Origin of the sequence: Arthrobacter sp. lap29 (assembly GCF_032458965.1) — a bacterium.
GTDB lineage: Bacteria > Actinomycetota > Actinomycetes > Actinomycetales > Micrococcaceae > Specibacter > Specibacter psychrochitiniphilus.
Window position 1 is genome coordinate 1 of sequence record NZ_JAUCEK010000015.1, and the last position, 19,220, is coordinate 19,220.

General features: G+C 59.9%; 22 protein-coding genes, 7 tRNA genes and 2 riboswitches. Of the genes, 26 read left to right on the forward strand and 3 right to left on the reverse strand.

The features are described 5' to 3' along the window. Positions 1-60: 60 nt before the first annotated feature. A riboswitch (guanidine-III (ykkC-III) riboswitch) is annotated at positions 61-122 on the forward strand. Positions 123-134: 12 nt separating this feature from the next. Beyond that, complete coding sequence (locus RY113_RS17630; protein ID WP_110106154.1) at positions 135-449, forward strand: multidrug efflux SMR transporter; 315 nt, start codon at positions 135-137, stop codon at positions 447-449. Between the two features lie 111 nt (positions 450-560). Here the strand turns inward: RY113_RS17630 and RY113_RS17635 are convergent, their stop codons facing one another. Beyond that, a complete protein-coding gene (locus RY113_RS17635) occupies positions 561-746 on the reverse strand; it encodes a CsbD family protein (RefSeq protein ID WP_110106155.1) in 186 nt (61 codons plus the stop codon). 199 nt (positions 747-945) lie between these two features. Next, a tRNA-Val gene (locus RY113_RS17640) sits at positions 946-1,020 on the reverse strand. A gap of 537 nt (positions 1,021-1,557) precedes the next feature. On the opposite strand from RY113_RS17640, the gene RY113_RS17645 reads away from it, so the two are divergent. From RY113_RS17645 to hisF, 20 genes are all read left to right on the forward strand, one after another. Then, positions 1,558-1,630, forward strand: a tRNA-Gly gene (locus RY113_RS17645). Between the two features lie 26 nt (positions 1,631-1,656). Further along, a tRNA-Cys gene (locus RY113_RS17650) sits at positions 1,657-1,730 on the forward strand. Between the two features lie 48 nt (positions 1,731-1,778). Continuing rightward, positions 1,779-1,850: transfer RNA gene (locus tag RY113_RS17655), tRNA-Val, on the forward strand. A 53-nt stretch (positions 1,851-1,903) separates the two neighbouring features. Beyond that, positions 1,904-1,976: transfer RNA gene (locus RY113_RS17660), tRNA-Gly, on the forward strand. Between the two features lie 89 nt (positions 1,977-2,065). Continuing rightward, positions 2,066-2,137 (forward strand) — tRNA-Val (locus RY113_RS17665). Between the two features lie 51 nt (positions 2,138-2,188). Further along, positions 2,189-2,264: transfer RNA gene (locus RY113_RS17670), tRNA-Gly, on the forward strand. A 179-nt stretch (positions 2,265-2,443) separates the two neighbouring features. Continuing rightward, positions 2,444-3,286 carry a cytochrome gene (locus RY113_RS17675; RefSeq protein ID WP_110106156.1) on the forward strand — a complete coding sequence of 281 codons (843 nt, stop codon included), beginning with the start codon at positions 2,444-2,446 and terminating at the stop codon, positions 3,284-3,286. A gap of 79 nt (positions 3,287-3,365) precedes the next feature. Beyond that, positions 3,366-3,947: a peptide deformylase gene (gene def / locus RY113_RS17680; RefSeq protein WP_110106157.1), complete on the forward strand. Its 582-nt coding sequence runs from the start codon at positions 3,366-3,368 to the stop codon at positions 3,945-3,947. After that, positions 3,944-4,864 (forward strand): methionyl-tRNA formyltransferase, encoded by a 921-nt coding sequence (locus RY113_RS17685; protein WP_315915683.1) that lies wholly within the window; start codon positions 3,944-3,946, stop codon positions 4,862-4,864. The genes def and RY113_RS17685 overlap by 4 nt, the downstream gene beginning before the upstream one ends. Next, entirely contained in the window at positions 4,861-6,426 is a 1,566-nt protein-coding gene (locus tag RY113_RS17690) for a transcription antitermination factor NusB (RefSeq protein WP_315915684.1), read from the forward strand. Before RY113_RS17685 ends, RY113_RS17690 begins: the two co-directional genes overlap by 4 nt. A 90-nt stretch (positions 6,427-6,516) precedes the next feature. Beyond that, the gene (gene rpe / locus RY113_RS17695; RefSeq protein ID WP_315915685.1) at positions 6,517-7,194 is read left to right on the forward strand and encodes a ribulose-phosphate 3-epimerase; all 678 of its coding nucleotides are present in this window, start codon (positions 6,517-6,519) and stop codon (positions 7,192-7,194) included. Positions 7,195-7,310: 116 nt separating this feature from the next. Next, positions 7,311-7,455: riboswitch (FMN riboswitch) on the forward strand. 123 nt (positions 7,456-7,578) lie between these two features. Then, positions 7,579-8,319: a nicotinamide riboside transporter PnuC gene (gene pnuC / locus RY113_RS17700; protein ID WP_110106161.1), complete on the forward strand. Its 741-nt coding sequence runs from the start codon at positions 7,579-7,581 to the stop codon at positions 8,317-8,319. Continuing rightward, the gene (ribD, locus tag RY113_RS17705; protein WP_315915687.1) at positions 8,316-9,491 is read left to right on the forward strand and encodes a bifunctional diaminohydroxyphosphoribosylaminopyrimidine deaminase/5-amino-6-(5-phosphoribosylamino)uracil reductase RibD; all 1,176 of its coding nucleotides are present in this window, start codon (positions 8,316-8,318) and stop codon (positions 9,489-9,491) included. The genes pnuC and ribD overlap by 4 nt, the downstream gene beginning before the upstream one ends. A 2-nt stretch (positions 9,492-9,493) precedes the next feature. Next, positions 9,494-10,126 (forward strand): riboflavin synthase, encoded by a 633-nt coding sequence (locus RY113_RS17710; protein WP_110106162.1) that lies wholly within the window; start codon positions 9,494-9,496, stop codon positions 10,124-10,126. Next, complete coding sequence (ribB, locus tag RY113_RS17715; protein ID WP_315915689.1) at positions 10,123-10,761, forward strand: 3,4-dihydroxy-2-butanone-4-phosphate synthase; 639 nt, start codon at positions 10,123-10,125, stop codon at positions 10,759-10,761. Before RY113_RS17710 ends, ribB begins: the two co-directional genes overlap by 4 nt. Next, a complete protein-coding gene (locus tag RY113_RS17720) occupies positions 10,754-11,512 on the forward strand; it encodes a GTP cyclohydrolase II (RefSeq protein ID WP_315915690.1) in 759 nt (252 codons plus the stop codon). The genes ribB and RY113_RS17720 overlap by 8 nt, the downstream gene beginning before the upstream one ends. Beyond that, the gene (gene ribH, locus RY113_RS17725) at positions 11,509-11,997 is read left to right on the forward strand and encodes a 6,7-dimethyl-8-ribityllumazine synthase (RefSeq protein ID WP_110106165.1); all 489 of its coding nucleotides are present in this window, start codon (positions 11,509-11,511) and stop codon (positions 11,995-11,997) included. The genes RY113_RS17720 and ribH overlap by 4 nt, the downstream gene beginning before the upstream one ends. A gap of 213 nt (positions 11,998-12,210) precedes the next feature. Then, positions 12,211-12,474, forward strand: a complete 264-nt coding sequence (locus RY113_RS17730) for a phosphoribosyl-ATP diphosphatase (protein ID WP_315915692.1) — start codon at positions 12,211-12,213, stop codon at positions 12,472-12,474. A 90-nt stretch (positions 12,475-12,564) separates the two neighbouring features. After that, the gene (gene hisG / locus RY113_RS17735; RefSeq protein WP_110106167.1) at positions 12,565-13,410 is read left to right on the forward strand and encodes an ATP phosphoribosyltransferase; all 846 of its coding nucleotides are present in this window, start codon (positions 12,565-12,567) and stop codon (positions 13,408-13,410) included. Between the two features lie 44 nt (positions 13,411-13,454). Further along, positions 13,455-14,225 (forward strand): imidazole glycerol phosphate synthase subunit HisF, encoded by a 771-nt coding sequence (gene hisF / locus RY113_RS17740; RefSeq protein WP_110106168.1) that lies wholly within the window; start codon positions 13,455-13,457, stop codon positions 14,223-14,225. A gap of 159 nt (positions 14,226-14,384) precedes the next feature. Here hisF and RY113_RS17745 read toward each other — a convergent pair whose 3' ends face one another. Continuing rightward, positions 14,385-15,029 carry a TIGR03085 family metal-binding protein gene (locus tag RY113_RS17745; RefSeq protein ID WP_315915703.1) on the reverse strand — a complete coding sequence of 215 codons (645 nt, stop codon included), beginning with the start codon at positions 15,027-15,029 and terminating at the stop codon, positions 14,385-14,387. 113 nt (positions 15,030-15,142) lie between these two features. Between RY113_RS17745 and hisI the strand changes: the two genes are divergently transcribed. The 5 genes from hisI (at position 15,143) to trpC (ending at position 19,205) form a co-directional block, all read left to right on the forward strand. Beyond that, a complete protein-coding gene (gene hisI / locus RY113_RS17750; protein ID WP_110106251.1) occupies positions 15,143-15,556 on the forward strand; it encodes a phosphoribosyl-AMP cyclohydrolase in 414 nt (137 codons plus the stop codon). Between the two features lie 192 nt (positions 15,557-15,748). After that, the gene (locus tag RY113_RS17755; protein ID WP_315915693.1) at positions 15,749-17,353 is read left to right on the forward strand and encodes an anthranilate synthase component I; all 1,605 of its coding nucleotides are present in this window, start codon (positions 15,749-15,751) and stop codon (positions 17,351-17,353) included. A 3-nt stretch (positions 17,354-17,356) separates the two neighbouring features. Beyond that, on the forward strand, positions 17,357-17,998 hold the full coding sequence (locus tag RY113_RS17760) for a Trp biosynthesis-associated membrane protein (protein ID WP_110106170.1): 642 nt from the start codon (positions 17,357-17,359) through the stop codon (positions 17,996-17,998). A gap of 98 nt (positions 17,999-18,096) precedes the next feature. Continuing rightward, a complete protein-coding gene (locus RY113_RS17765) occupies positions 18,097-18,372 on the forward strand; it encodes an HGxxPAAW family protein (protein WP_110106171.1) in 276 nt (91 codons plus the stop codon). A gap of 2 nt (positions 18,373-18,374) precedes the next feature. Further along, the gene (gene trpC / locus RY113_RS17770) at positions 18,375-19,205 is read left to right on the forward strand and encodes an indole-3-glycerol phosphate synthase TrpC (protein ID WP_315915697.1); all 831 of its coding nucleotides are present in this window, start codon (positions 18,375-18,377) and stop codon (positions 19,203-19,205) included. Positions 19,206-19,220 lie beyond the last annotated feature (15 nt).

Genomic DNA, 19,220 nt, shown 5'->3' on the forward strand with positions numbered 1-19,220 from the left:
TAGTTCCCACGACTCTGTGGTGTGCCGCTTTCCGGGGCAGGTGTCCTTGTGCCAAAATGAACGATGCCAAGTGGCACCCGGACGAGGTGCGCCGTACCCGGCCAGCGACAAGACGGCGCCAAGGAGTGGTAGTCATGGCATGGATGATTTTAGTTGTGTCCGGAATGCTGGAGGCCGTTTGGGCCACGGCACTGGGAAAGAGCGAGGGTCTTTCGAAGCTGGGCCCCAGCATCGTGTTTGTCGTGGCACTGATCGCCAGCATGGTCGGTTTGGCGTGGGCTATGCGAACGCTTCCCATCGGTACCTCATATGCGGTGTGGGTGGGAATTGGCGCCACCTTGACGGTGAGCTATGCAATGATCACCGGCACAGAGGCAGTCTCACTGCTGAAGGTGTTGCTCTTACTAGGACTTGTTGGCTGCATTGTGGGCCTAAAAATAACCCACTAGTCTGTTCTGCTTCTAGCCTGCTTTGAGTTTGATGGCAAGAAAAAAGCCCGGCGGCCCAGCTTAGTGCTGGACCGGCGGGCTTTCTTCTTGGGTGGCGAAAGTACCTATGGCCTACTTGTCGAAGACGTCCTTCGCGGCGTCCTTGACGTGCTCCCCGGCCTGTTTGGCCTTGGCTGCGGCCTGGTCCGCAGCACCTTCTGCCTGAAGTTTCTCGTTGTTGGTGACGTCCCCGAGGGATTCCTTCCCCTTGCCGACGACTTCCTGGGCCTTGTTGCTGATCTTATCTCCGAGTCCCATGGGACCTCCTTCAATTCGAATCCAACTAGAACGATCTCTACGGTAGGAAAAAAGTCTGAGAGTTTCCTGAGTGTTACAGCCTGCTCCGTGTGGTGCGTATTACGGTGTCAGTGGCAGGATCTGCCGTACTTTCCCTGTTGAGGACACGAAATAAGCCCCTCCAACTCAGCGATTGTGCTGGTTAGAGGGGCTTTTCTTTTGGTGGGCGATACTGGGTTCGAACCAGCGACCTCTCCGGTGTGAACGGAACGCGCTACCACTGCGCCAATCGCCCAATTTGCTTCCACTAACCCGCGGGCTGTGTGTGTTCCTTGGTGCGTTCAAAACAATAGCCCAAACTTTTCGCAGCGCATAATTTGCTGTGTTCGAATACGTGGTTCGAATACGTGGCCCTGCCGAAGGATCGGCCGCGAATCGCTCACCGTGGCGTGTCTTTGATGTACGCGCTGCTCTAAGCTGGCCCCACGCCAGCGCCGCCCCTTACGGAAGGATGCGCCACCGAGGGACGCTAAAAGCGCCACCGGGGAGACGGTGCTGCATTTGTAAATGATGAATGTGACGAGGGCCTCATGAAGGATTACTGTCCTAAATGGCTTTAAAAGGCTCCAATATGGCTGGAAATGACACTCGTGTAATTCGAATGTCGGGCTCAAAAACCGCACCAATTCAACGATTTCCCTGTGGTGGTGGCTGTCAAAGATGTGCGGGGGAGTGTTCGATTTGGCGTTTGGGATTCTGCTCATGTAATGTTTTCACCGCAGCAACACGGACTACCGAAGCGGAAACGCAGAGGCTAGGAAATGTAGCTTGTGCGGTTGTAGCTCAGCTGGTAGAGCACCACCTTGCCAAGGTGGATGTCGCGAGTTCGAATCTCGTCAACCGCTCGCATGACACCATAGTCAGTTCGCATGGTGGGGTGGCCGAGAGGCGAGGCAACGGACTGCAAATCCGTGCACACGGGTTCGAATCCCGTTCCCACCTCCATTTGGCTGATCTATTGTGTTTTGCTGTATAGTTCAGCGAGATGCCTTAGGGCGATTGGCGCAGCGGTAGCGCGCTTCCCTGACACGGAAGAGGTCACTGGTTCGATCCCAGTATCGCCCACGGATGAATGTAAAAATTCATTCTCTTCGGAAGCAATTTCGAAAAAAAGTATTGCGGTTGTAGCTCAGCTGGTAGAGCACCACCTTGCCAAGGTGGATGTCGCGAGTTCGAATCTCGTCAACCGCTCGTAAAAAATGGTTCGGGAATTACCGGAATCCTCCGGGATTCCGGTAGTTTCATCTTGACCCAAGATTTTCATTGAATAATGAGAATTTGGGCGATTGGCGCAGCGGTAGCGCGCTTCCCTGACACGGAAGAGGTCACTGGTTCGATCCCAGTATCGCCCACGGATGAATGCAAAAATTCATTCTCTTCGGAAGCAATTTCGAAAAAGTATTGCGGTTGTAGCTCAGCTGGTAGAGCACCACCTTGCCAAGGTGGATGTCGCGAGTTCGAATCTCGTCAACCGCTCCAGAGCGAAAGTGCCGGACCCTGAGGGTTCGGCATTTTTGTGCTCTCGGGAGTGCTAGAAATGCAGACTGGGGGTTAGCCCGGCGCTGCCCGCATGGGGCGCCCCGGCGGCGGAGCCCTGTTATCCACAAACTGCGGGACCTCCGCTGGGAAGTGTCAGTGTGTAATGGAATAGTAGAGGTATGACAGCACCAGCATTGGCCCACAGCACAGAGCTAGGGCGCATGTACGCCCGTTCCCTGCAGGATCCGCCTAAAGTCCCCTCCATCACCACCGTCATCGGGCAACAGTCCACTTCTCTTGACGGTTGGATTGGGTACATGGCGGCAACTGCCGTATCCAAACATCCTGACCTGGCTGCTGCCGTAGGAAATCCCGGACAGTTGCGCACTGTGGTGCGCGATAGCTCCAACGCCGCAGAACAGTTCAGGGATGCCGCAGCTGCTCGCGGAGATAGGGTCCACAACTACTGCGAACAAGTGGCCTTGCGCGCGCTTGACCGCCCGCACCAGCTGGCGGAAGCCCAAGAAGCCCTCGCCGAAAACGGCGAAGAAAACTTTGCGCTGCGCTTCGATCATTGGTGGAGCGAGTACAAGGTTGCGCCGCTGGCGCCGGAAGTCACTGTGTGGAATGAAACCCTAGGCTATGCGGGCACGCTGGATCTGGTGGCAACCATTGGTGGGCGGCTGTGCATCATCGACTACAAAACCAAGGGCACTGACCGTAACGGTCAGGTAAAGAGCCTGGACGCGAAGGTGGTCATGCAGCTTGTGGCCGGCATGAAAGCCGAAGAGTCAGTGATAGATCCAGCCGCCGGTAGCTGGGAGCCGTGGAGGTACGGCCAGGATCCCATTCTTCTCGGCGTGGCGATTGGCGAAACCGAAGTTCGTACGCTGCAGGCCAATCCACAGGTACTGAAGGCCCACTGGTTTAAGTTCGCCTCCTTGCGGCGTGTGTGGCAAACCTCATTGGACGCAGCCGAAGCGGGGAGCCCTTTGCTCGATATTTCGCCTCCTGCGCAGTAGGCGCCAACTAGACTTGTCACAACTTCAGTTCCACGGGTCAACTTCGGCCTGCATAAATACCAAAGTGAGGTGCCCACACATGGCCATCCTGAGCATTCGCATCATTGGCGATCCGGTCCTGAGAACGGTCGCCGAGGAAGTGAGCGTATTTGGCCCTGAGCTGGCCAAATTGATTTCCGACATGAATGAAACCATGGTGGACGTTCGCGGCGCCGGGCTGGCAGCACCGCAAGTGGGCGTCAACAAACGCATCTTCACATACTCTGTTGACGGTGTAGAAGGGCACATCATCAACCCGATCCTGGTGGCCAGCGATGACTTTGCCCCCGGCGATCCGGAAGGTTGCCTGTCCGTGCCCGGCCTAGGCTACACAGTTTCCCGTCACCGCTGGGTTCGGATCACCGGGGTGGACCTGCATGGCCACCCCATCGATATGGAAGCCACAGGTACCCTGGCTAAGTGTTTCCAGCACGAAACAGACCACCTCAACGGGAAACTCTATGTGGACCGGCTCGAAGGTGAGGACCGCAAGGACGCGCTGCGTGCCATTAGAACAGCTAACTATCACAACATCACGGCAGAAACAGTTGCCAAGCGCGCAAAAACTGTGGGTTCCGCTTTCGGTGCTTCTGCTGGTGTTGTTGCCGGGGCCGCCCAATGAGGGTGCTTTTCGCTGGAACTCCTGCCGTGGCGCTGCCTTCCCTGGAGGCCTTGCGCGCTGCCGGTCATGAGATCGTGGCTGTCCTGACACGCCCGGACGCCCCGCTGGGACGTAAAAGGGTGCTGACGCCATCTCCCGTTGCTGCCCGGGCCCAAGAGTTGGGGTTGCCCGTCATTAAGGCGGACAAGATCGACTCCGACGCTGCCGCCGCCATCTTTGCCGCCGCACCCGAAGTGGCCGCCATTGTGGCTTACGGGGCACTTATTCCACCATCCGCACTGGGTATCCCGGCTCACGGATGGATCAACCTGCACTTTTCGCTGCTCCCTGCCTGGCGAGGTGCGGCGCCTGTGCAGCACGCTGTCATCAACGGAGATGAAATTACTGGCGCCTCCACGTTCCTCTTGGAAAAAGGACTTGACACCGGGCCGGTCTTTGGCACCATGACTGAGAGAATCCAAACCACTGACACCAGCGCCCTACTACTGGAGCGGCTCTCTCACAGCGGTGCAGTATTACTGGCACAGACCATTGATGGGATCGGTGCGGGGATGCTTTCCGGCATCCCTCAACAAGGCGAGATCACGCTCGCCCCCAAACTGTCCCTCGAGGACGGGCACGTGAATTGGGGCGCACCAGCTCTGGCTATCAACCGCCGCATCCGTGGGGTAACCACCGAGCCCGGTGCCTGGACCATGCTCTCCGGACAAAGGTTCAAGCTGGGAGCTGTGCTCCCGCGTCCGGACATCACAGCATTGGCTCCCGGGCACGTGATGGTGTCCGGGAAAGATGTTCTTGTCGGTACCGGATCGCACGCCGTGGAATTGGTGGACGTGCAGCCTTCGGGCAAAAAACTTATGAAGGCAACAGACTGGGCCCGCGGCCTGGCCAACAAGGAAGATGTGGTGTTTGAATGACCAGCGAGCAAAGCGGGCATTCCAGCGCGCAACGTGGCGGCCACGGCGGCGCTCAGGGTGGCGGTGTCCGACGTCGGGACGATGCCGGACGCGAACGTAACCGCAGCACCACCCGGAACAAGACCGAAACGGCACCGGGCCAGCGCACCCGGGTGGCGGACCCCGCACGGCTGGTGGCCTTTGAGGTACTCCGGGCTGTCTCCGCCGATGACGCGTACGCCAACCTGGTGTTGCCGGCACGCATCCGCAAACATGGGCTGGACCGCCGTGACGCAGGGTTCGCCACCGAGCTGACCTACGGGGCGTTACGCGCCCAGGGCACCTACGACGCCATTTTGGCTACGTGCGTGGACCGCCCGCTCAGTGAGCTGGATCCCGCCATCCTGGATGCCCTGCGCCTAGGCGTCCACCAGCTCCTGGCCATGCGTGTTCCCACCCACGCGGCCTTGGACCAGACCGTAGGCCTGGCGCGTGCCGTGATTGGTGCTGGCCCCTCAGGCCTTGTCAACGCCGTACTGCGCAAAGTTGCGGCAAAGGACTTATCCGAGTGGCTGATTGAACTTACCGCCGGAATTACTGATGAGGTCAAGAAGGCCTCCATTGAGCACGCACATCCGGAATGGATTGTGCGCTCGATGCGCCAAGCGCTCGTTGCCCATGGCCGGGACGTGAGCGAAATTACCGCCCTGCTGGAGGCGGATAACGCTGCCCCCGTGGTGAACCTTGTGGCCCTGCCCGGGCTGGGCGACCTTGCTGAAGCCTTCGAGGCCAGCTTCACCCCCGGTGAGCTTGTGGCCGATTCTGCCCTCTCCTCGGGAGGGGACTTGGGCCGTCTGGAAAGTGTCCGTGAAGGCACTGTGCGGGTCCAGGACGCCGGCTCCCAGCTGGTGGCCCGTGCCTTGGCCGGAGTAGAGGTTACTTCCGGCAAGGACGGCAGCGAGGAGCGCTGGCTTGATCTGTGCGCCGGACCCGGCGGTAAGGCAGCACTCTTGGCGGCTCTGGCGGCTCAAAAGAATGCTTGGCTACTGGCCAATGAACCGGCACCTCACCGTGCCAAACTCGTAGAGCAGGCACTGGCCGCTATCCCGCACGATAGCTGGACCGTGCGTACCGGAGACGGCCGTGATATTGGCCGCGAACACCCCGGCGCATTCGATAGGGTCCTGGTGGACGCTCCGTGCACAGGCCTTGGTGCCTTGCGCCGCCGGCCCGAATCACGGTGGCGACGCAAACTTTCAGATGTGGCGGAATTGGGTCCGCTGCAGCGTGAACTCCTCGCTTCCGCCCTGGACGCGGTCAAGCCCGGTGGAGTAGTGGCTTATGTCACCTGCTCCCCGCATGTGGCAGAAACCATTGCCGTGGTGGAGGATGCCATGCGCAAGCGTACAGATGTTGAACTGGTGGACGCCGGAGCCGCCCTGGATACGGCAAGCCTCAGCGGCGCAGTTCATGCCGGCAACACCACCGCGGCTGTTCCCGGGCACCGGATGATGGCCCAGTTGTGGCCGCACATCCACCAGAGCGACGCCATGTTCATTGCGCTCATCCGCAAGAACGGCTAAGAACGCGCTGCCCCGCTACTCCACCCACTAGACATCCGCCCACTAGCGATAGAACCAGTAGCGATACAACCAGTAGATAGAGGTATCTTTGTGAGCCGCACCGGCATTAAATGCTGCATCAACCCCAGTATCCTGTCCGCCGACTTTGTGAATTTGCAGGCCGAGTTGGACCGTATTTCCAATGCCGATGCGGTCCACGTCGATGTCATGGATAACCATTTTGTGCCCAATCTAACCATTGGGTTGCCCGTGGTTGAGCGGATTGCGCAGGTGAGCCCGGTGCCTTTGGACGCGCACTTGATGATTGCCGAGGTGGACCGTTGGGCGCCACTGTATGCGGATGCGGGGCTGGACTCGGTGACCTTCCATGTGGAAGCCTCCAACGCTCCCATCAAATTGGCTCGCGAGCTGCGGGCCAGGGGTGCGAAGGCGGGGATGGCGCTGCGCCCGGCAACCGCCGTCGAACCTTACTTGGATATGCTGCCTGAGCTGGACATGCTCTTGATCATGACGGTGGAGCCGGGTTTTGGCGGGCAGGCGTTCCTGGATATCACGCTGCCTAAGATTCGGCGCGCCCGGGCGGCCATAGAGGGTAGCGGTGTCAATGTGGCTCTTCAGGTTGATGGGGGGATCACGGAAGAGACCATCACCCGTGCTGCCGAGGCCGGTGCCAATATCTTCGTGGCCGGCTCGGCCGTCTACGGTAAGCCGTCACCGCAGGAAGCCATCGAGTCGCTGCGTGCCAAGGGCCAACTGGCTTTCGGCTAAGCCGCACGCTTGTGGCACGAGCCACGGCCGGGAGGAACTTCCCGTAGCAACTGCCAGATGTAATTGATGTCATACTATTAACAGGCACCCGTAACAGCGGGTGCTAAAAGAAATATCACGTGCTCCGGGGTCGGTGTAATTCCGAACCGGCGGTTATAGTCCGCGACCCGTGCGCAGCCAGTTGGAAACAACCGGGCGTGCACGGTTGATCTGGTGAAATTCCGGAACCGACAGTTAAAGTCTGGATGGGAGAAGCACGAACAGTTTTGGCCGTCAGGTCAAGGGTGTAGCGGCGGCTTTTTAGCCGTCCCATTCTTGTACCCTGCTCGGCTTAGCTGTACGTTACCCCCGGAGCCATCGCGGTCTCGAAAGGGTAAGGTAACAGTGGATTTTCTGCGATGGCTCTTTGATGCCAAACTCGAATTCGCCGGTGGCGGATTCCTGCTCTGGCGCGAAGTAATTGGAAACTTATTTGGGCTCGCCAGCGCCCTCGGCGGTATGCGCCGTAAAATCTGGGCCTGGCCGGTGGGCATCATCGGCAACCTCCTGCTCTTCACAGTCTTCATGGGCTCAGTCTTCGGCTCCACTGAACATGTGAACCTCTTGGGTCAGGCCGGCCGGCAAATCATGTTCATCGCCGTCTCGATCTACGGCTGGCAGCGTTGGAACCAGACTCGTCACCAAAAGAACGACGACGGCGCTCATGTGGGTGACGCCGTCCAGCCTCGCTGGGCTGGAGCCCGCGTACGCTGGCTGCTGGTAGCCGCCATGGTGGGCGGAACAGCCATCCTCACCCCAATCTTTACGGCCATGGGTTCCTACGAGCCTGTCTGGGCGGACGCATGGATTTTCATGGGCTCACTTCTGGCAACCTATGGCATGGCCAAAGGCTGGGTTGAGTTCTGGCTGATCTGGGTAGCGGTGGACTTGGTAGGTGTGCCGTTGTTGTTCAGCGCCGGATACTACGCCTCCGCTTTCATGTATGTCTTCTATGGTGCATTTACTTTGGTTGGTTTCTTCGTATGGTGGAGGGTGCGTCGCACCACAGATGCCCTAGCCCGGCAGGTATCTGTTGACGCTACATTCCCTGACATTACTGTGAGCAACAGAAAGGCCAGACTATGATCTTCTCCGCCATGGACAACAGTTTCCGCACCCCTGCTCCCGAGCACTTTACCGCTGCCGAAATTTTAGGCATGGAGACGGCTCTCTCAGCAGCCCGGCAAGGGGTGCGCAGTTCAAACCCGCTTGTGGGAGCTGTCATCATTGACGCGGACGGCACCTTCCTTGCCATCGGTTACCACAAGGGTGCGGGAACACCCCACGCGGAAGCTGATGTCATCAACAGGCTCCTCGGCACAGGGGTTAAACGGGATCTGTCCGCGGCCACGCTCATTGTCACCCTTGAACCGTGCAGCCATGTGGGCCGTACCGGGCCCTGTACTCAGGCCATCCTCGACGCCGGAATTGGCAACGTGGTCTACGCACTCCCGGACCCTCACATCCCGGCTGCTGGCGGGGCGCAAATCCTGCACAACGAAGGCATCAACGTCCGGATGGGGCTCATGGCCGCCGAGGCTGAAGATCTGAACCGGCGTTGGTTTGTTGCTGTGCGTGAAAACCGCCCTTTCATTACAGCGCGGCTGGCTCAGACGGTGGACGGCAGGATTGCCGCCGTGGACGGCACCAGCCAGTGGATCACCTCGCAGGAATCTCGCCAGGACTCCCATGAGCTACGGGCCCGTGTGGACGCCATTGTGGTGGGCACCGGAACCGTCATGGCCGATAACCCGCGGCTGACAGCGCGTGCGGCAGATGGCTCTGACGCCGAACATCAGCCACTGCGCGTGGTCATGGGGAAAAGGGAGATCCCCGCCGACGCCGCTGTGAAGGGTGTTTCGGGTACCCCAAGCAGCCCCGACCGTTTGGGGGACGAGGATTTCTTGGCCCTGCGCACTCACGATCCAGCCGCCGTGGTGCGTGAACTTCATGGGCGCGGGGTAGGACACCTCATGATTGAAGGTGGTGCCATGATCAACGCCGCATTCCTGGCCCAGGGGCTCGTGGATGAGCTGGTGGTTTATCTGGCTCCGACTCTTCTGGGATCTGGCATTCCCGCCCTCACCGATCTAGGCATCGGCACGCTGGAACAAGCCCAGCGCTGGGAATGGGATGCCACCACCACCGGACCCGTGGAAATACTGGGCCCGGACTTGAAATTGACGCTGATGCCCGCCAAGGCTCACGCCCGCGAACAACTCCCGGACGCTCACGGCGCCGGCGAGCAAGGAAGTTAGAGATGTTTACTGGAATTGTTGCAGGCCGCGGCACCGTCCTGGCCTTGAATCAAACACCCGAATCCGGCAGCGCCGTCCTGGTGCTAGAAGCCGGGCCGCTGCTTGAGGGCCTGGAATTGGGCGGCTCCCTGGCCATCAATGGTGTGTGCCTCAGCGCCACACGCCTCGAGGGGGACACCATTGAGGTGGACGTCATGGGCGAAACCCTCACCCGCACCACCATCGGCAGCTTGCGTCACGGCGATCACGTGAACCTGGAACGGTGTGTGCCCGCAGGAGGACGGCTTGACGGTCACGTTGTCCAGGGCCATGTGGATGGCACCGGAACGTTGCTGGAGCGGGAGAACTTGGGCAGCTGGGAGCGGCTGCGCTTCCAGGTTCCCCGAGAACTTTCCCGCTATATTGCCGAGAAAGGCTCCATCGCCATTGATGGGGTGTCCCTAACAGTGACGGCCGTAAGCCCGGCTCAAAACGCCCAGCAGTGGTTTGAAGTAGGGCTGATTCCCATCACACTTTCAGCCACAGGTCTGGGAGAGAAAGCTCAAGGCGGCGCGGTGAATTTGGAAGTGGATGTGCTGGCCAAATACACTGCACGGCTTCTGGAGTTCAGCACCTTGAAGGGGGATGTGGCATGAGGAACGTTCTAGATCCTGTTCCCCTGGCCATTGCCGCCATAGCGCGCGGGGAAGCGGTGTTGGTGGTTGATGATGAGAACCGCGAAAACGAAGGCGACATCATCTTCGCCGCCCAGCACAGCACCCCCGCGCTCATGGGCTGGACCATCCGCCACAGCTCAGGTGTGATCTGCGTTCCCCTGGATGAGGCCCATGCAGATCGCCTCGCGCTGCCGCCCATGGTGGCGGTTAACCAGGATGCCAAAGGTACCGCCTATACGGTTTCCTGCGATGCGGCCCACGGCGTCACCACGGGTATCAGCGCCACGGACAGGTCCCTGACAGCAACGGTGCTTGCCAACCCGGACTCCACGCCCGGCACCGTGACTCGGCCAGGGCATATATTCCCACTACGAGCTGTGGCTGGGGGAGTGCGGGCACGTGCCGGGCATACTGAAGCTGGTGTTGACTTGTGCAAACTTGCCGGATGCGAAGCGGTAGCCGTGATTGCCGAGGTGGTGGATGATGCCGGAGAGATGCTGCGCTTGCACGGGCTGCGGGAATTTGCTGACCGCCATTCCCTGGTGCTGATCTCCATCGAGGACTTAGCCGCCCACTTGGCGGCGATGGATGATGCGGAGTCCCACCATGTCTGAGCAAGAGAGCGCCAACGGCACTGTTGTTGTAGGCGGTCCGGTGGTATCTCTACCCACCCAATTTGGTGTCTTCGCAGTTCAAGCCTGGGTGGACTCCGCAACGGGTGCCGAACACCTGAGCCTGAGTGCCCCCGGTGAGTCTGGGCAGGGTGAGTCTGCCCCCGGTGAGTCTGGGCAGGGAAGTTCGGCAGGCGCCGTCGTGCCTTTGGTGCGGCTGCATTCGGAGTGTCTGACGGGAGATGTGTTTGGCTCCTACCGCTGCGATTGCGGGGAACAGCTGGACCATGCCTTGGAACAAATCCATCAGCAGGGCGGCACGTTGGTGTATTTGCGTGGACATGAGGGGCGCGGGATTGGACTCGCCAATAAAATCCGTGCCTACAGTCTCCAGGAATCCGGCGCGGACACAGTGGAGGCCAATGAACAGTTGGGACTGCCCGTTGACGCGCGGGACTACTCGGCCGCGGCTGGGATACTCAGCGCCCTGGGGCACACTCGTATTGCTCTGCTGAGTAACAATCCGCTCAAGGAAGCTGATCTGGCCCGTCATGGCATTGACGTGGTGGCAATGGTCCCGGCACACATCCCGGCCCGCACGGAAAACCTCCGCTATCTGGTAACCAAGCGGGACCGGATGCACCATGCCCTTGCCCTGGACGAAGCACAACCTGCACCACCGGCACCGGACACTGGTGCCAGCACCACACTCCCTAGAACTTTGGATATCACTACGGAAGGACACACAGCATGAGCGGTCACGGAGCACCCGTCATTGGATTCGACGGGGCAGAGAAAGCCCAGGCAGCAGGATTGCGGCTGGCCATAGTCGCCGCCAGCTGGCACACCGAAATCATGGACGGGCTGCTAGCAGGTGCGCTGCGTGGTGCTGTTGACGCGGGAATTGCCGAACCTTTAGTAGTGCGGGTTCCGGGCAGCTTTGAATTGCCGGTGGCAGTGGCTCGTTTGGCGTCCTCCTATGATGCAGTTGTTGCCTTGGGTGTTGTGATCCGCGGCGGCACCCCGCACTTTGACTACGTCTGCCAGGCAGCCACCCTGGGCTTGACTGATGTCAGTGTCCGCACAGGAGTCCCTGTGGGCTTTGGGGTCCTAACTTGCGATACCGAAGAGCAAGGCCTAGCCCGCGCCGGGTTGCCGGGATCCGTGGAGGACAAAGGGCACGAGGCCGTCACGGCTGCACTTGCCACGGCACTGACGCTGGCAGCGCTGAACGTCTAGCTGAAAACTGCCGGGCGCTTCGAAGCTGCGCTCGGTTATCTGGGTAACGGTGTGCCACTCTTGGAGTGGCACACCGTTCTGTGCAAACGGCGAGCCGCTTCGGTGCGGTGGACGCCGCCACCCTCCCACTGTCCGTATCTTGACTGTCCGTATGTTGGACGCGCGGAGTCTGCAAATCCGCGAAAACGAGCCAAACCCAGTAAGGTGGACTGCGTGAAGACCTTCGAATCCCTTTTTGATGAGCTCAGTGCTAAAGCAGCAGCCCGGCCCGCTGGCTCCCGTACCGTCGCCGAACTTGATTCCGGCGTACACGGTATCGGCAAGAAAGTGGTTGAGGAAGCCGCCGAGGTGTGGATGGCTGCCGAGTATGAATCGGAAGAAGCCTGCGCCGAGGAGATTTCCCAGCTGTTCTACCACCTGCAGGTCATGATGATCGCAAAAGGGTTGACCCTTCAGGATGTTTACAAGCATCTCTAGCCACCTGCCGTGGCTGCTTGAAAATTTCTGAAATGGCGTCCCACAGGGAGCCGAAACTTTTTGCCTGTTCCTACCTGAAAGACTTTTATCATGCTGCGTGTTGCCGTCCCGAACAAGGGTGCCCTGTCCGAAGCTGCTTCTGCAATGTTGGCGGAGGCCGGCTACCGCCAGCGCCGCGACTCCCGCGAACTAGTCATGGTTGACCCTGAAAACAACGTTGAATTTTTCTTCCTGCGCCCCCGCGATATTGCCGTCTATGTAGGTGCGGGTACCTTGGATGTTGGCATCACCGGACGCGATTTGCTCATGGACGCCCAGGTTGACGCCGAAGAACTGCTGCCCTTGGGGTTCGCCATTTCCACCTTCCGCTTTGCCGGACCCGTGGGTGACTTCAGCAGTGCAGCCGAACTTGAAGGCAAACGCCTGGCCACCAGTTACGACGGCCTGCTGCGCGAATACCTGGCCGAGCTGGGAATCAACGCCCAGGTGGTCCGCCTTGACGGCGCTGTGGAATCCTCGGTCCGTCTCGGTGTTGCTGACGCCATTGCTGACGTGGTGGAGACCGGCAGCACACTCAAGGCCGCCGGCATGGAAATCTTTGGCGAACCCATCCTGAATTCCGAGGCGCTACTTATTGGCCGCCGCGGTGTAACCCCGCCCCCCGGTCTCGAAGTGCTCATCCGCCGCCTCCACAGCGTTTTGGTGGCACGCCAGTATGTCCTGCTGGACTACGACGTACCCAAGACACTCATGGATCAGGCCACCGCCCTGACACCGGGACTGGAATCTCCCACGGTGTCCCCGCTGCGTGATACCGACTGGGTTGCCGTGCGCTCCATGGTCAAGGCTAAGGACACCAACCGGATCATGGATGAGCTCTACGACCTGGGCGCCCGCGCCATCCTGGTCAGCAACATCCACGCCTGCCGCATCTAAGCTGCCAGAGCCCTCCATAACTTAATGCAAAGAAGGTACATGCCATGAGTGTTGCCATTCGAGTCATCCCCTGCCTGGACGTGGACGCCGGCCGCGTGGTCAAGGGAGTGAAGTTCCAAAACCTGCGCGACGCCGGTGATCCCGTTGAGCTCGCACAGCGTTACGATCGCGCCGGTGCCGACGAGTTGACGTTCCTTGATGTCACCGCATCCTCGGGCAACCGGGAGACCACCTTTGAAGTGGTATCCCGTGCCGCCGAGCAAATCTTCATCCCGCTGACCGTAGGCGGGGGAGTCCGTGAGGTCTCCGATGTGGACAAGCTGCTGCGCTATGGCGCGGACAAGGCCTCCATTAACACTGCGGCAATTGCCCGCCCAGCCGTCATTGACGAGATCACCCAGCGGTTTGGTTCTCAGGTCTTGGTGCTCAGTGTTGACGCACGCCGCACCCAGGGTGGGATCACGCCTTCGGGCTTTGAAGTGACAACGCACGGCGGGCGCAAGGGCACCGGTATGGATGCAATTGAGTGGGCTAAGGAAGCCGCAGATCGGGGTGTGGGGGAAATCCTGCTGAACTCGATCGATGCTGATGGCACCAAGGAGGGGTTCGATCTGGAACTCATCCGCCTGGTCCGAGCAGCAGTGAATATTCCCATCATCGCCTCCGGCGGAGCTGGCAAACCGGAGCATTTTCCGCCAGCCGTGGCTGCCGGAGCCAATGCTGTGTTGGCCGCATCCATCTTCCACTTTGGCCCAGATAGTGCCATTGCTGACGTCAAGCAAGCCATCCGAGACGCAGGATACGAAGTCCGCTAAAAACACCCGATGCTCTCACACCCAACGCTCTTACGCTGCCGGGTGTGAGAGCTTTTTGTGTAGGGGACGCCAGTGCTAGGGACTATTACTGGCCGATAGCCAGAACAAGGCTCAAGCGGGAAAATGGAACTGCGCGAAGGCGGGATTGCGCGAGGGGGATTAGAAGCCTAATTCGGCGGTGCGCAGCAGGGCCACGGCGTCAGGCTGGCCTTCGAAACTGACCAGGGCCTCCCCGGTGCGTCCATTGGCGTGCATGAGGAGTTCACCTGGGGTGCCGATGATGGCCACAGAGACGGGTGCCCGCTTGGCAACGTGGCGAGGTCCGGCCGGGTTAACCAAAACAATGCCCAAATCCACCCCGCGGTACAAGATCGCGGCACGCTTGACTAACTCTGTCCACAAAGCCCCGGAATAGGCGGCGTCCAAGGTGCGTGGCGCCCACCGGTCGGAGGCCCGCCGGACATCCTCGGTATGGATGAAAAACTCGGTGAGGTTGGCGGTATGGTCCACGGACTTCAGCGCAAACAGGGACAACTTCGGTGGCCCGGCCCGGAACTTCTCCACGAGTTCGGCAAAGGCCGCGGGTGTGCTGGAGGCGAGGGCCAGTTCCGCAATGGCCTTCTCCGCGGCCTTTCGCCAAGGTTTAAGTACCATACCCAAACCTGCACGCGGATTATGCTCGCGCAGGTAAAGGTGAGCGGCCAGGTCCTGGGTCTGCCATCCTTCACAGAGCGTGGGTGCTCCCGGCCCGGCGGCCAGCAGGGTCTCGGCGAGTACTTCACGGGATGGTTCTACAAATTGCATCACTTGTGAAATTAGCATGTATTGGCTCCCGATGGCATGCTGAATCGCCGCAAGCTGGCTGCCGGGTTTCAGATTGCCGGTTCGGGGGGTGTGTGGCACTAGAATTGTCTATGATGCCGCAAAGTCCAGATCCCCAGTCCACGTCCGCCGCGCCTCTGTCAGAACAGGGCATTGAATTGGCTTCAGAAGTCGCTGCCAGGCTCAAACATGATGACGCGGGCCTGGTTGCCGCCATCATCCAGCAGTTCGACAGCAAAGAAGTGCTGATGCTGGGGTGGATGGACAATGAGGCGTTGCGCCGCACACTGTCTTCAGGCCGGGTAACTTTTTACTCCCGCTCACGTCAGGAATATTGGCGCAAGGGTGATACTTCCGGCCACTTCCAGTACGTGAAGTCCGCAGCCTTGGACTGCGATGGTGACGCGCTGCTGATCACCGTGGACCAGGTGGGAGCGGCCTGCCACACCGGCAGCCACACCTGCTTTGAGGGCCGTGCGCTGGAAGCTGTGACCGGCCAACGCACGTAGCTAACGCCCTCCCGCACTCCCCAAGCAGCCCTTAGCCAGTGCTGTGAGCGAGTGCATCATCGGCAAGGGCCCGCGCGTGCGGTGTGGTGGCGCCGCAGGTCCTCCGCATTGGCAGTCTTCACATTGCCGGTCTTCACGCAGTACAGGAATTTGCTTCACCCGTCCGCTTGAGTCAAGAAAGCTAAACATCCCATGCAAGATCTAGGTGTTATCAGTCCCTCCCTGACGGAGTTCCGTGAGTTGGCCCGCTCCCGCAGGGTCATCCCCGTGCATTTGAAGGTGCTGGCCGACGCGCAAACGCCCATTGGCCTTTACCGGGCCTTGGCGGCGGAGGCCCCCGGCACGTTCTTGATGGAATCGGCTGCCGTGGGTGGGGTCTGGTCCCGCTACTCTTTCATCGGCGTGCGTTCCAGCGCCACCTTGACCACGCACGACGGCGAGGCGCTCTGGCAGGGGGCCCCTCCAGTAGGCGTGCCCTTGAGCGGGAATCCTGTGGACGCCATGGAAGCCACCCTCAAACTTTTGGCCACGGAACGGTTTCAGGGGCTGCCTCCCTTCACCTCTGGCCTGGTGGGCTTTGTGGGCTGGGAATCAGTGCGGCACTGGGAAAAGCTCCCCACGCCGCCGCCGGATGATCTGAAACTGCCCGAACTCTCACTGAACCTGGTTGCCGATATGGCCGTCCATGACAATAACGAGGGCACTGTCTTGTTGATCGCCAACGCCATCAACGTCAACGGTACCAATGAGAATGTGGACGGCGCCTGGCATGATGCGGTGGCGCGGGTCCACGCCATGGTGAACCAGTTGCGTCAGCCAGTGGTTCAGCCCATGTCTGTTCTGCAGGTTCCGGCAGCCACTTTTGCCCAGAGTGTTCAGGAGCGCTGGGACCGCAATGACTACCTGAAAGCCTTGGACATCGCTAAAGAAGCCATTGTGGACGGCGAAGTGTTCCAGGTAGTTGTGTCCCGGCGCTTTGAAATGGTGTGCCAGAGCACGGCACTGGATGTGTACCGGGTATTGCGCAATACCAACCCCAGCCCCTACATGTACCTCTACAGCTTTGTAGATGCGGAGGGTCAGCCCTATTCCATTGTTGGCTCGTCCCCGGAAGCTTTGGTGAGTGTGCTGGGCAATGAAGTCATCACGCACCCCATCGCAGGTTCCCGCCCGCGCGGAACCTCCACGGAAGATGACAAGTGGTTGGCCAAGGATCTGTTGGCGGATGAAAAGGAACGCTCCGAGCACCTCATGCTGGTAGACCTTTCACGCAACGATCTTTCCAAGGTTTGTGTCCCGGGCACCGTGGATGTCACCCAGTTCATGGAAGTTGAGCGTTTCAGCCACATCATGCATCTGGTCTCCACTGTGGTGGGCACGCTGAGTCCCGACAAGAACGCTTATGACGTCCTGGCGGCAACCTTTCCTGCCGGAACCCTCTCAGGAGCACCGAAACCACGGGCTCTGAGCCTGCTGGATGAGTTGGAACCCCACCGTCGCGGTATCTACGGTGGCGTGGTTGGCTATATGGACTTTGCCGGGGACATGGACATGGCCATTGCCATCCGCTCGGCACTTCTGCGTGGGGGCAAGGCTTATGTCCAGGCAGGCGGTGGCATTGTGGCGGACTCAGTTAACGAAACCGAGGCCCTGGAAACTGTCAATAAGGCCGCAGCCCCGCTCCGGGCAGTCTATGCCGCAGCATCGCTGCGCACCCTGGATGAAACCCTTGAAGAAAATATGGCTGAAAGCCTGAGCGATGCCAGCTCCGGCACAGCGGACGGATCAGGTGCGTAAGTAATGAGCCAAGATCAGAACAACCCCGAGCTTCCCCTTCCGGGCGCCGGTCACACCACCGCCACGCGCACGCCCTTCTTCAAACGCAAATCAAGCTTGGTGCTGTTGATGGTGGTGGCGTCATTGGCTATCTTCGGCACCACTACCCAAACCTGGATCCATGTGAACATAGCACCTGGTGAGGTGGTTCAGAGCGATCTGAACATCCCCGGCAATAAGGCTGCAGTAGCGGTTTCTGCCTTGGCGCTGGTGGCACTGGCAGGCGCCCTGGCTATCACCATTGCCGGACGGGTTGCCCGTTTCATCACCGCAGCGGTGGTCTTCTTGGGAGCTATTGGCGTTGTGGGCCTGGCACTGGGTATCCTAGCCGATCCCGTGGCTGCAGCCGCAGCTGAAGTTGGGGTAGCAACAGGTATTGAAGGCCAGGGCTCACAGGCCACGGCAACAATTTTTCCGGCTCTAGCTGCCGCCGCCGCTCTTGTGTTAGCTATAGGGGCACTGTTGGTGCTGTGGTTCGGGCGTTCCTGGACTGTGCGTACCAAATATGACGCTGCGAAGGACACTGGTGCAGGCGTCTCGGAGGCTCCGGTGGATGAGATTGATAGCTGGGACAGGCTTAGTCGCGGGGAAGACCCCACCGCCTAGCCACGGCACGAGTCCGCAGGGTGTCCAGCTTTGGGCTTCCGCGGCCAAGTAATGGCAGAATGTAATATTAGTATCCGCGTTAAATAGGGAGATTTACCATGAGCAACAAGTCGGCTGCATCAGTAACCGTGCAAGAGCCCATTGACCACAGCATTGAGCTGGGCCACGGAAACAGCCCGGCAGCTTGGACCAGTGTCGCTGTCATGCTGGTTGGTTCGTTGATTGGCTGCATCGCGTTCGTCATCGGCGAAAGTGCCACCATAATGTTCTGGATCGGCGTGGGCGTCATTGCCGTGGGCGTCATCCTGGGCCCAGTCCTGAAGGCTGCTGGCTACGGCGTTGGCGGAAGCAAGCTGAAGAACAACGGCCACTAGCAGTGAGCGTTCTGCTGGACATCATTGACGGTGTCCGGGAAGACCTCCATGCCCGCCAGCAACTTCTCAGCCTGGAAGAGTTGCAGGAGCGGGTCAAGACGGTAGCCCCGGCGCTAGATGCTTGGGCGGCTCTGGGTGGTGACCGTGCTGCGCGTGATGACCTCAAGGTCATTGCAGAAGTTAAGCGCCGCAGCCCGTCCAAGGGTCAGCTGGCGGGTATTGCAGACCCGGCGGCCTTGGCTACTTTGTACCAAGAAGGCGGCGCCAGCATCATCAGCGTGTTGACTGAGGAACGCCGCTTCAGCGGTTCCTTGGCCGATCTGGACGCCGTACGTGCAGCAGTGAGCATCCCTGTTCTACGCAAGGATTTCACCTGTGATCCGTACATGATCTGGGAAGCCCGGGCCCATGGAGCGGACCTTGTTCTGCTCATCGTGGCTGCCTTGAGTGATGAGGAACTGCGCAGCTACCTGGCTCTGACCCACGAATTGGGTATGAACGCTGTGGTGGAGACGCATACGGCCGAGGAAATTGCGCGGGCTGTTGCCGTTGATGCAAAAATTATTGGCATCAACGTACGCAACCTGAAAACCCTCGACGTGGACAGGGGAGTCTTTGCGGCCTTGGCTGGTGGCATTCCTGCCGGCAACATCGAGAACGGACCCATCGTGGTGGCCGAGTCGGGCGTACGTGACGTGGCCGACGTCGAGCATTACACGGCGCACGGGGCCCACGCCATTCTTGTGGGTGAGGCACTTGTCAAAGATGCCACTCCCAGGGAGCGGATCACCGAATTCAAGGCAACTGGGGCGCAAGCCATTAGCACCCGCTAGCAGCCGGGCCCGTCC